Annotated in this window: 12 protein-coding genes; 4 read left to right on the top strand and 8 right to left on the bottom strand. The window is 69.4% G+C overall.

Annotation, left to right across the window (positions count from 1 at the left end; translation table 11 throughout):
• The 6 genes from gspL to gspG form a co-directional block, all read right to left on the bottom strand.
• Positions 1 to 525: type II secretion system protein GspL (gene gspL / locus B0W88_RS26150; RefSeq protein ID WP_233151847.1), on the bottom strand; the 525-nt coding region annotated here is incomplete at its 3' end.
• A gap of 37 nt (positions 526 to 562) precedes the next feature.
• Positions 563 to 1,540, bottom strand: coding sequence for a type II secretion system minor pseudopilin GspK (gene gspK, locus B0W88_RS26145; protein ID WP_077037526.1), 978 nt, complete (start codon positions 1,538 to 1,540; stop codon positions 563 to 565).
• Positions 1,537 to 2,112, bottom strand: coding sequence for a prepilin-type N-terminal cleavage/methylation domain-containing protein (locus tag B0W88_RS26140; protein WP_077037525.1), 576 nt, complete (start codon positions 2,110 to 2,112; stop codon positions 1,537 to 1,539). The genes gspK and B0W88_RS26140 overlap by 4 nt, the downstream gene beginning before the upstream one ends.
• The gene (gene gspI, locus B0W88_RS26135) at positions 2,112 to 2,477 is read right to left on the bottom strand and encodes a type II secretion system minor pseudopilin GspI (protein WP_369973934.1); all 366 of its coding nucleotides are present in this window, start codon (positions 2,475 to 2,477) and stop codon (positions 2,112 to 2,114) included. Before gspI ends, B0W88_RS26140 begins: the two co-directional genes overlap by 1 nt.
• Entirely contained in the window at positions 2,477 to 2,953 is a 477-nt protein-coding gene (locus tag B0W88_RS26130; RefSeq protein ID WP_077037523.1) for a prepilin-type N-terminal cleavage/methylation domain-containing protein, read from the bottom strand. Before B0W88_RS26130 ends, gspI begins: the two co-directional genes overlap by 1 nt.
• The gene (gene gspG / locus B0W88_RS26125) at positions 2,928 to 3,353 is read right to left on the bottom strand and encodes a type II secretion system major pseudopilin GspG (RefSeq protein ID WP_077037522.1); all 426 of its coding nucleotides are present in this window, start codon (positions 3,351 to 3,353) and stop codon (positions 2,928 to 2,930) included. The genes B0W88_RS26130 and gspG overlap by 26 nt, the downstream gene beginning before the upstream one ends.
• A 74-nt stretch (positions 3,354 to 3,427) precedes the next feature.
• On the opposite strand from gspG, the gene B0W88_RS34500 reads away from it, so the two are divergent.
• The gene (locus tag B0W88_RS34500; protein WP_198937939.1) at positions 3,428 to 4,042 is read left to right on the top strand and encodes a hypothetical protein; all 615 of its coding nucleotides are present in this window, start codon (positions 3,428 to 3,430) and stop codon (positions 4,040 to 4,042) included.
• A 19-nt stretch (positions 4,043 to 4,061) separates the two neighbouring features.
• On the opposite strand, the gene B0W88_RS26115 is transcribed toward B0W88_RS34500, so the two are convergent.
• Positions 4,062 to 5,129: a nicotinate-nucleotide--dimethylbenzimidazole phosphoribosyltransferase gene (locus B0W88_RS26115; RefSeq protein WP_077037520.1), complete on the bottom strand. Its 1,068-nt coding sequence runs from the start codon at positions 5,127 to 5,129 to the stop codon at positions 4,062 to 4,064.
• A 55-nt stretch (positions 5,130 to 5,184) separates the two neighbouring features.
• Entirely contained in the window at positions 5,185 to 6,762 is a 1,578-nt protein-coding gene (gene ilvA / locus B0W88_RS26110) for a threonine ammonia-lyase, biosynthetic (protein WP_077037519.1), read from the bottom strand.
• 119 nt (positions 6,763 to 6,881) lie between these two features.
• Between ilvA and B0W88_RS26105 the strand changes: the two genes are divergently transcribed.
• The 3 genes from B0W88_RS26105 to rsmH all read left to right on the top strand — a co-directional run bounded on the left by B0W88_RS26105 (position 6,882) and on the right by rsmH (position 9,942).
• Positions 6,882 to 8,333 (top strand): deoxyribodipyrimidine photo-lyase, encoded by a 1,452-nt coding sequence (locus B0W88_RS26105; protein ID WP_077037527.1) that lies wholly within the window; start codon positions 6,882 to 6,884, stop codon positions 8,331 to 8,333.
• A gap of 195 nt (positions 8,334 to 8,528) precedes the next feature.
• Positions 8,529 to 8,957: a division/cell wall cluster transcriptional repressor MraZ gene (gene mraZ / locus B0W88_RS26100; RefSeq protein ID WP_077037518.1), complete on the top strand. Its 429-nt coding sequence runs from the start codon at positions 8,529 to 8,531 to the stop codon at positions 8,955 to 8,957.
• Positions 8,958 to 8,961: 4 nt separating this feature from the next.
• Positions 8,962 to 9,942 carry a 16S rRNA (cytosine(1402)-N(4))-methyltransferase RsmH gene (gene rsmH, locus B0W88_RS26095; protein WP_077037517.1) on the top strand — a complete coding sequence of 327 codons (981 nt, stop codon included), beginning with the start codon at positions 8,962 to 8,964 and terminating at the stop codon, positions 9,940 to 9,942.
• The last annotated feature ends 124 nt before the right edge of the window (positions 9,943 to 10,066 follow it).

Here is a 10,066-nt window from a genome sequence, read left to right as displayed (position 1 = left end):
CAGCGGCAGCGTGGCGACGCCGTCCGCGTGGCTGTAGCGCAGCACGACCGGGGTCTCGCTGCGGCCGGTGTCCTCGAAGTGGCCGCGCGGCTGGGCCTCGGGCCAGGCCAGCGGGGTCACGCGGTCGACGAAGACCTGCGCGGCCTCCAGCGCGGCCAGCTGCGCGGCCAGCCAGGGGCGCGAGGTGACCGCGACCCAGGCCTCGTCGCCCGGGGCGGCGCCGGGCGCCAGCGCGAAATGCAGCTGCTCGGGATCGTCCAGCAGCGCTTCCTCCAGCAGGCCGGCCAGCGCGGCGCGCATCTGCCGGCCGGCGCGGGGCAGGGTGACGCGGTGCCAGGCGATGTCGGACTCCGCCGGGATGGCGACGACCAGCTCGGCCGCCGGCAGCTGCGCCGCCGGCGCGCGGCCCTGGCGGGCAATGTGCCGCCCGCCATCCTCGCTGAGCAGGAAATCGAACTCGGCCGCCGGCTCGCCGGGCGTGCTGGCGCGGCGGCGCGGGGGGAGGTGCAGGAGCAGCGTACTCATCGGGCGGCTGATTCTAGGGGCGTGAAGTTGCAGTGATTCAGCCGGCTGGTGAAGCCGGTGTGGTGCCGATCAGCTGGCGCTGCAGGGTCAGGACGCGCAGGTCGCTGAAGCGCTGCACCAGCGAGCGCTGCTGCAGGACGCGCTGGTCCAGGCGCAGCCGGCCGGTGACGAAGAAGTAGCTGGAGAAGACCGATGCGCGATTGACGAAGTTCGGATCCTGGATGACCGCCGGCTGCAGATAGGCCGCCGCAGCCGCCGGGCTGTCCAGAGGTGCGGACTTGCGGCCCTGAACCAGGCGTTCGGCGGAGGCCAGGTCGACGTTGTCGAATGTGCTGGCGATGACCTCGCGCGATGCCGTGTTCAGGTTCAGCAGCGTGCGCTCCGGCAGGATCACCATCAGGGGGCGCAGGCGCTCGATCGTGTCCTGCGAGAGCCCGAACCACGCCAACTGATCCAGGTTGACTGGCCGCAAGGGAGCCGTTTCAACGTCGGCCGTCGTCGCATAGGCGGCCGGCAATCGTTCTGCGATCAATCGAGCCGTGTCCGGTGGAGCGCCGGCGATGGCACACAGGCGTTCCAAGGCGTCCATCTCGACCTTGGACACCGTTGTCGCAGGGGCCACGGGGATCAGGTTGTAGAGGTTGTACAGCGCCTGGGCATCGGTGATGCCGCCGGACAGGAAGGCGTCGGGGCCGGCGTCCGTGGTGTCGGTGACGCCCTGGCCTTGCGCCAGGAAGCTGGACAGCCGGGCCTCTGCCAGCGGCACTGCCCAGACTTCGCCCAGATGGTCCCAGCGCTTGTTTCGATTGGCCAGTTCGTCCGCGCGCAGGATGATGCGTGCCCAGTCCAGCGCACCCTGCAGCATCCAGTCCGCCTGGGCGCGTGCGCGCTCCGCGGCCTCGACCTGCACGGCTCGGTACTGCCGCCAGACCATCGCTGCGGCGAGGCTCGCGACCAGGCTGACGATCAGCAGCGCGGTGAGCAGGGCGGCGCCCTGCTGGCGATGGTGCTTCATGCCGATGGCCCCACGACGATCTCGCGGGTCAGCGGGCCGGCGAAGCCGCTGTCCGCGCCGAACTGCAGCAGCATGCGCACGCCGGTGGGCGTGGCGCCGGTGGATTGGGCGTTGGTCCAGCTGTTGTTCCGGTAGTAGTACATCTGCCAGCCGGCCACGCCGTCGAGCACGCGGATGCCCGCCTGGCCTTGCAGCGCGCCGGCCTGCTGGAAGCCCTGCAGAAGCGCCACCACCGACTGCACGACCGGGCTCTCCCAGCGGTACAGGCCGCCGTTGCGCACGCTCCAGGCAACGACCTGCATGCCGCCGGCCCGTTGGCGGGTGATGCGCAGGGTGCTGCCGTCGTAGGTCAACTGGGGCACTTTGACGGTGTCCTGCATGCCACGCATGTCAAGCTCCCATTGCTCCAGCACCGACTGCAGCCTCACGCTCTGGTCCAGGTGCTGCTGGGAGATCGTGCGGCTCGTGAGCAGCGCGTCCAGGCCGCGCCAGGCGAGCAGGGCCATCACCGTCATGATGACCAGGGCCACCATCACCTCGACCAGCGTGAAACCGGCTTGGCGGCGACCCATCAATAGCGCCCCACGATGGTCGACAGCGTCAGCTGCTGGCGCCCCTGCTCGTCGCTGACGATCACGTCCACCGCCTGGAAGTTCGGGTTCGGCGTGCTGCGCACCACCTGCCGGCCCTGGTAGCTGCGGCCCAGCTGCTCGCAGCTGAAGGTCGACTCGCCGCTGCCGGGGAAGGTGTGGTTCAGCCGCAGTTCGGTGAGCTGGTTCTGCGCGCACCACTGGGCGACGGTGACGTCGCGCAGCCGCGCGGCGTTGTCGGTCAGCGCGCCGGCGGCCTTCATACCGGCGGCCAGCGCCACGGCGACGATGACCAGGGCCACCATCACTTCCAGCAGCGTGAAGCCTTGCGAGCGCCTCGTCATCATCATTGCGCCTGCGACCCGACGGTGAAGGGCGCCAGCCCGTCCGTGCTCAGCTCCAGCCGCTGGGGGCCCAGGCTGAGGATCACGCGCTGGGCGCCGATCATCGGCTCCGGCCCCAGCTTCACGCTGCGGGCGCCGACGATCTCGACCGCCACGCCGTCCGGGCTCAGCCAGCGCCGCGGCATCGGGGCGGTGTCGGGCAGGCCGACGAAACGGAACTGGTCGCCATGGACATCGTCGACCAGGGGCAGCCAGTCGACCTCCATGCCGGAGGCCCGGCTCTCGGCGCGGGCGCCCTCGAACAGGCCGGCCAGGCGTTCGGCCTCCCGCTCCAGCTGTGTCGCGGCCGGGTCGCGCAGCGCCATCACGACGGCCGCGCTGGCGATGGCGACGATGGCCACCACCACCAGCAACTCGATCAGCGTGAAGCCGTGAGGCGCGCGCTGGAGTGGCTTACTGCCACGAGCCGATATCCGCATCCTTGCCCTCGCCCCCGACCTTGCCGTCGGCGCCGAAGCTGTAGACGTCGACTTCGTTGTTCACGCCGGGATTGGCGTACTGGTACGGATTGCCCCAGGGATCCGGCGGCAGCTTGTCGATATAGGGCTTCCAGTTGGGCGGGATGGTGCCGGTGGTCGGCTTGTGGACCAGCGCGTCCAGGCCCTGCTCGGCGGTGGGGTAGCGCTGGTTGTCCAGCTTGTAAAGCTTGAGCTGCTGCATCAGCGCATTGACCTGGCTGCGCGCGGCGGTGACCTTGCTGTCGTCCAGGCGCTCGAGCACGTTGGGCACGATCAGCGCGCCCAGCATGCCGATGATGACGACCACCACCATCAGCTCGATCAGCGTGAAGCCGGCCTGTTTACGGATACGGGATTGCATGAAGGTTCGGGCGCTGGATGGCCAAGGGGGCTGAAATCGGCTTGCATCATAATCGTCCGATGCTTGCGCGATTGATGGCTTTCCTTGTCTGGGCGTTGCTGGCCCTGAGTGCGGTGTACTGGGGCCTGCAGCTCGGCGCGCGGCCGCTGGCGACGCCGGCCCATGTGCTGCCGCTGGGCGGTTCGCAGGCCGCGCGTGCGGACCTGACGCGCCTGCTCGGCGCGACGCCGGTGGCCAGCGCCGATCCCGGGCCGGCGGCCGACAGCCGCTACACGCTGCTGGGCGTGGTCGCGCCGCGCGCGGGCCGCGCCGACGGCGAGGGCGTGGCCCTGATCGCGGTGGACGGCACGCCGCGCACGGTGCGCATCGGCGCCATGCTGGAGAACGAGCTGCAGCTGCTGTCCGTCGATTCGCGCTCGGCCTCGCTGGGCAAGGATGGCGTGGTCAGCATGACGCTGAAGCTGGCTGCGCCCGGCAGCGCAAGCACCGGGACCCTTGCGCCGGCGGCTCCGTCGCCGGTGAACCTCGGCGGCATGCCCGCCCAGCCCGGCCCGCGCGGCGGCACGCCATTCGCGCAACCGCCGGGCGGTGTGCAGATGCCGCAGCCGGTGCCTCAGCAGGTCGTGGTGCCGCAGGGCACGCCGCCGCCGGTGGACAACCAGGGCAACCCGGTCAACCCTAACAGCTGAAGTCAGCTGACCGCGGTCCTCAGTTGAGGACGGGCAGGTTGGCGTCGTCGTCCGGCGGGCGGTTCATGCCCGTGCGGTTCTCGGCCGTCTCGTGCAGCTCGGTCAGCAAGGCGGCGGCGCTGCGGATCATCGGCCAGGCCAGCGCGGCGCCGGTGCCGTCGCAGCTGTCCATGCCCAGCTCCAGCAGCGCCGAGGCGTGGAACAGGGCCAGTGCTTCGTCCAGCCCGCGGTGCGCGTGGCTGCGGCAGAAGACGGCGTAGTCGGTCACCGGCGCGGCGATCAGCGCGGCGAGCTTCAGCGCCGCGCAGGCGGCGATGCCGTCGACGACGATCAGCATGCGCTTGGAGGCCGCCAGCAGCATCGCGCCGACCATCACCGCGATCTCGAAGCCGCCGAACGCGGCCAGCACGTCCATCGGGTCATGGGCCTCGCGGTGGCGGGCCTGGGCGTTCTGCAGCACCGTGAGCAGGTGGGCCAGTTCGTCCTGCCGCATGTCGGGGCCGGAGACGACGAACTCGCGCACCGGCACGTCGGCCAGCCGCGAGAGCACCAGCGCCGCGCTCTCGGCCGAGCCCTGGCCCAGGCCGGCGCAGGCCAATACGTTGCCGGGCAGGTGTTCGGCGATCTCCATGCCCACGCGCAGGCCGGCATGGGCCTGCTCCAGCGTCATCGCGGGGCCCACGCGGGCATTGCGGGTGCCGTGGGCGATCTTGCGGGCCATCAGCCGCGCGTGCGAGGGCAGGGTGTCGGCCACGCCGCAGTCCACCACGGTGAACTGCAGGCCCTGCACGCGGGCGAACACCGAGACCGGCAGGCGGTTCTGCAGCGCCATCAGCGTCTGCTCCTGCGTGCTGCGGCCCCACAGCGAGGCAATGCCGTCGACGGCCAGGCCGTGGTCCGCCGCGAACAGGGCCAGCGTCGGATCGCGGAAGCGCGGCGTCAGCGTGTTCTGCACCAGGCCCAGGCGCACGGCCAGCGGCTCCAGTTCGCCGAGGCCGCCGGCGATGGCCGAGCGGCGGTCGACCCGGTCGCGCAGCGCGCGCTCCAGGTCGGGATTGGCCGTGGGGGAAATCAGGGTTTGATGCATGGCCGCCTGATTCTGTAGCAAGGCGCGGCGCGATGCATCCGCGGCTTGTCCAATCTCAGCGCAGGAACAACTGATAGACCGGGTTGTCGGTCTCGTCCTGGTGCGGATAGCCCAGCGACTCGACGAACTCGCGCAGCGCGGCGCGATCGCCCTTGGGCACCTGCAGGCCCACCAGGATGCGGCCGTAGTCGGCGCCCTGGTTGCGGTAGTGGAACAGGCTGATGTTCCAGTCCGGGTGCATGCTGGAGAGGAAGCGCATCAGCGCGCCGGGCCGCTCCGGGAAGATGAAGCGGTACAGGCGTTCGTCGCGCGCCAGTTCGGTGCGGCCGCCGACCATGTGGCGCACGTGCTGCTTCGCGAGTTCGTCGTCGCTCAGGTCCAGCGTGGGGAAACCGGCCTTGCTGAAGGTGCGCGCCAGCCGGGCGGCCTCGTCCTTCTGCTTGATGGACACGCCGACGAAGATGTGCGCCTTGTCGGCATCGGCGATGCGGTAGTTGAACTCGGTGACGCTGCGCGGGCCCAGCAGCTCGCAGAAGCGCTTGAAGCTGCCGCGCGCCTCGGGGATCGTGACGGCGAACACCGCCTCGCGCTGCTCGCCCACCTCGGCCCGCTCGGCGACGAAGCGCAGGCGATCGAAGTTCATGTTGGCGCCGGAGGTGATGGCGATGAAGGTCTGGCCCTTGGCGCCGGTCTCGGCCACGTACTTCTTGACCGCGGCCACGCCCAGGGCGCCCGAGGGCTCGAGGATGCTGCGGGTGTCCTCGAACACGTCCTTGATGGCGGCGCAGGCGGCGTCGGTGTCCACGGTGACGAAGCCGTCCACCAGCGCGCGGGTGACGCGGAAGGTCTCCTCGCCGACCAGCTTCACCGCGGTGCCGTCGGCGAACAGGCCCACGTCGGCCAGCGTCACCCGCTTGCCGGCCTTGACCGAGCGGGCCATGGCGTCGGAGTCCTGCGTCTGCACGCCGATCACCTTGATCTCCGGTCGCACCGCCTTGATGTAGGCCGCGACGCCGGCGATCAGCCCGCCGCCGCCGATGGCGACGAAGACCGCGTCGATCGGGCCCTGGTGCTGGCGCAGCATCTCCATCGCGATGGTGCCCTGGCCGGCGATCACGTCCGGGTCGTCGAAGGGGTGGACGAAGGTCAGGCCCTGTTCCTTGGCCAGCAGCAGCGAGTGCTCGTAGGCATCGGTGAAGCTGTCGCCGTGCAGGACCACCTCGCCGCCGTGGCCGGCGACCGCGTCCACCTTGACCTTGGGCGCCGTCACCGGCATCACGATCACCGCGCGGCAGCCGAGCTTCTTGGCCGACAGCGCCACGCCCTGGGCATGGTTGCCGGCCGAGGCGCAGATGACGCCGCGGTCGCGCTGCTCGGGCGTCAGGTTGACCATCTTGTTGTACGCGCCGCGCAGCTTGAAGCTGAACACCGGCTGCTCGTCCTCGCGCTTGAGGAGCACCTTGTTGCCCAGGCGCTTGGAGAGCTGGCGGGCCGGCGTCAGCGAGCTTTCCTTGGCCACGTCGTAGACGCGGGCGTTCAGGATGCGCTGAAGATAGGAGTTAGCCCCCGGGGCCAGGTCCGGCAATGCCGGGTCGTGCTGCGCCTTGCGCTTGCGGGCGGGGGTGCCGGGCATCGGTTGTTCTCCAACGAGGGCGGTTGCGGACCGGCGATGATAAGCGTCACACCTTCGATACCGTCCGCCCAGCATTCGTCACCCGCGAGGGTTCGCTTGCCCTGGCCCGCGCCACCGCCATGGATCCTTCCCAACGCTGTCTTGTCTGGTTCCGCCGCGACCTGCGCGCCGATGACCATGCCGCCCTGCATCACGCGCTGATCCGCTGCGGCCAGGTCTGGTGCGGCTTCGTGTTCGACACCGCCATCCTCGACCCGCTGCCGCGCAGGGATCGGCGTGTCGAGTTCATCCACGGCGCGGTCACCGAGCTGGACGGCGCGCTGCGCGGCCTGCGCGAAGGCGCCGGCCTGATCGTGCGGCACGGCCGGGCCGAGGAAGAGATCACCCGGCTGGCCGTGGCGCTGGACGTGCACCTGGTCGTGGCCAGCCATGACGACGAGCCGGCCGCGCTGGCCCGCGACGAGGCCGTGCGCGAGCGCCTGGCTGCCTCCGGCATCCGCTTCCACACGGTCAAGGACCATGTGATCTTCGAACGCAGGGAGGTGATGACCGGCGGCGGCACGCCCTTCAGCGTGTTCACGCCCTACAAGAATGCCTGGCTGAAGAAGCTGGCGCCGTTCTACCTGAAGCCCTATCCGGTCGAGCGCCATGCGGCCCGGCTGGCGCGGCGGCCGGAAGGCGAGTCGCTGCCCGGGCTGAAGGCCCTCGGCTTCGAGCCGAGCAACCTGGCCGCGCTCAGGCTGCCGCTGGGCATCGCCGGCGCGCAGGCGCTGCTGCAGGACTTCGTCGACCGCATCGACGGCTACGACCGCGCCCGTGACTTCCCCGCCGTGCGCGGCCCCAGCTACCTGTCGGTGCATCTGCGCTTCGGCACCGTGTCGATCCGCCAGCTCGCCGCGCTGGCGCACGAGCGCGGCGAGCGTTCACCGGGCGCGGCGACCTGGCTTTCCGAACTGGTCTGGCGCGACTTCTACCACCAGGTGCTGCACCACCATCCGCATGTGGTCCGCGGCGCCTTCAAGCCGGCCTACGACGCGATCAAGTGGGAGGAAGGCGAGGAAGCCGACGCCTGGTTCCAGGCCTGGTGCGAGGGCCGGACCGGCTATCCGCTGGTCGACGCCGCGATGCTGCAGATCCTGCAGAGCGGCTATATGCACAACCGCCTGCGCATGGTCGTGGCCAGTTTCCTGACCAAGGACCTCGGCATCGACTGGCGCCGCGGCGAGGCCTTCTTCGCGCTGCACCTGAACGACTTCGACCTCGCCGCCAACAACGGCGGCTGGCAGTGGGCGGCCTCGACCGGTTGCGACGCGCAGCCCTACTTCCGCATCTTCAACCCCGTCTCGCAGAGCGAGAAGTTCGACCCGCAGGGCCAGTTCATCCGCCGCTACCTGCCTCAGCTGGCGAAGCTGCCGGACAAGCTGATCCACGCGCCCTGGCTGGCCCGGCCGGTCGATCTGGAAGCCGCCGGCATCGTTCTGGGCCGCGATTACCCGCTGCCGATCGTGCGCCACGAGATCGCGCGGATGCAGACGCTGGATCGTTACAAGATCGTCAAAGTGGGAATCTGAAACCTCATCCACCACTTCCACACCGTTCCGCAAGTCCTTCATTCTTAAGAGATTTCATTTCAGAAACCCACAAGAGAAAGAGGCTGTAAGTCCTTGATTTGATTGAAATTTTTCACCCTGCTTGCTTGAATCGACCCAATTCGGCCGCTATAGTGTTGAAAAGTGGCAGACAGTGGGAAAACGGTGGCAAGTGTTGTGTTTCAGGGGCGGAGCGCCTTGGCAATTGATGCCAAGGGGCGTCTGGCCGTCCCGACACGCCATCGCGAACTGCTGCAGGCGCTCTGCGGCGGCCAGCTCACGCTGACGCTGCACGTGCAGAACTGCGTGATGATCTTTCCGCGGCCCGAGTGGGAGAGCTTCCGCGAGCGCATCGGGGCGCTGCCGATGTCCTCGATCGGCTGGAAGCGCCGCTACCTCGGCAATGCCATCGATGTCGACATCGATGGCGCCGGCCGCATCCTGGTCTCGCCCGAGCTGCGCGAGAGCGCCGGCCTCGGCAAGTCCGTGATGTTGCTGGGCATGAAGAACCACTTCGAGCTGTGGGACCCCGAGGCCCTGAAGGTCGAGGAGGCGAAGCTGGACATCGCCGCGATGCCCGAGTCGATCCAGGAATTCGTGATCTGAGGCCATGGACAGCTCGGCAGACTTCTCCCACACCACCGTGCTGCTGCACGAGACGGTGGACGGCGTGCTCAACGACCCGTCCGGCATCTATGTGGACGGCACCTTCGGCCGCGGCGGGCATTCGCGCCTGCTGCTGGAGAAGCTGTCCCCACAGGGGAGGCTGATCGCCTTCGACCGCGACCCCGAGGCCATTGCGGCCGCTACGTCGGGCAGCACGCGGGTCGATGACCCGCGTTTTTCCATCGTCCATTCGGCCTTTGCCGACATGCGCGCGCAGCTGGCAACGCTGGGCGTCGGGCAGGTGCAGGGCGTGATGCTGGACCTGGGCGTGAGCAGCCCGCAGATCGACAACCCCGAGCGCGGTTTCAGCTTCCGTTTCAACGGCCCGCTGGACATGCGCATGGACACCACCCGCGGCGAGAGCGCCGCGGATTTCCTGGCGCGCGCCGAGGAGCGCGAGATCACGGAGGTGATAAGAAATTATGGGGAAGAACGGTTTGCTGCACAGATTGCAAAGGCGCTTGTTGCTCGCCGCGAGAGTGGTCAGCCCGTACGAAGCACAGACGAGCTGTCCGAGGTCGTGGCTCGCGCGGTCAAGACCCGAGAGGCAGGCCAGAATCCTGCAACGCGTACGTTTCAGGCGCTTCGGATTCACGTCAATGCCGAGCTTGAAGAGCTTGAGCAAGCCCTCGCTGCCGCGTTGACGCTGCTGGCGCCCGGCGGGCGCCTGGCGGTGATCAGCTTCCATTCGCTGGAAGACCGCATCGCCAAGAACTTCATCGCCGACAACAGCCGCGAGGTGGTGGACCGCCGCGCGCCCTTCGCCGCGCCCAAGGCGCTGGCGCTGCGGGCGCTCGGCCGCATCAAGCCGGGCGATGCCGAGGTGCGGGCCAACCCGCGCGCCCGCTCGGCGGTGCTGCGCGTGGCCGAGCGCACCGAGGCGCCGCTGCCGCCGGTGCACCAGAAGCGTCGCCGGGGCGAGTGAAGGGCACGCGATGAACGCCTGGCTCGGCAAGCTCAACTTCCTGCTGATGGTGGCCGTGGTCGCCAGCGGCCTGGTGCTGGTGCGCAGCGCCTACGAGGCGCGCCGCCTGTACACGGCCGTGGAC

The sequence above is a fragment of the Pelomonas sp. KK5 genome (assembly GCF_001984095.1).
Taxonomy (GTDB): Bacteria; Pseudomonadota; Gammaproteobacteria; order Burkholderiales; family Burkholderiaceae_C; genus KK5.
The sequence above is the reverse complement of the archived record's forward strand: the minus strand, read 5'-3'. Positions and strand labels throughout refer to the sequence as shown.

Coding starts and splice junctions, on each gene's coding strand:
- gspK (WP_077037526.1), bottom strand. CDS start 1,540: ATGAAGCACCATCGCCAGCAGGGCGCCGCCCTGCTCACCGCGCTGCTG.
- B0W88_RS26140 (WP_077037525.1), bottom strand. CDS start 2,112: ATGGGTCGCCGCCAAGCCGGTTTCACGCTGGTCGAGGTGATGGTGGCC.
- gspI (WP_369973934.1), bottom strand. CDS start 2,477: ATGATGACGAGGCGCTCGCAAGGCTTCACGCTGCTGGAAGTGATGGTG.
- B0W88_RS26130 (WP_077037523.1), bottom strand. CDS start 2,953: ATGCGGATATCGGCTCGTGGCAGTAAGCCACTCCAGCGCGCGCCTCAC.
- gspG (WP_077037522.1), bottom strand. CDS start 3,353: ATGCAATCCCGTATCCGTAAACAGGCCGGCTTCACGCTGATCGAGCTG.
- B0W88_RS34500 (WP_198937939.1), top strand. CDS start 3,428: ATGGCTTTCCTTGTCTGGGCGTTGCTGGCCCTGAGTGCGGTGTACTGG.
- B0W88_RS26115 (WP_077037520.1), bottom strand. CDS start 5,129: ATGCATCAAACCCTGATTTCCCCCACGGCCAATCCCGACCTGGAGCGC.
- ilvA (WP_077037519.1), bottom strand. CDS start 6,762: ATGCCCGGCACCCCCGCCCGCAAGCGCAAGGCGCAGCACGACCCGGCA.
- B0W88_RS26105 (WP_077037527.1), top strand. CDS start 6,882: ATGGATCCTTCCCAACGCTGTCTTGTCTGGTTCCGCCGCGACCTGCGC.
- rsmH (WP_077037517.1), top strand. CDS start 8,962: ATGGACAGCTCGGCAGACTTCTCCCACACCACCGTGCTGCTGCACGAG.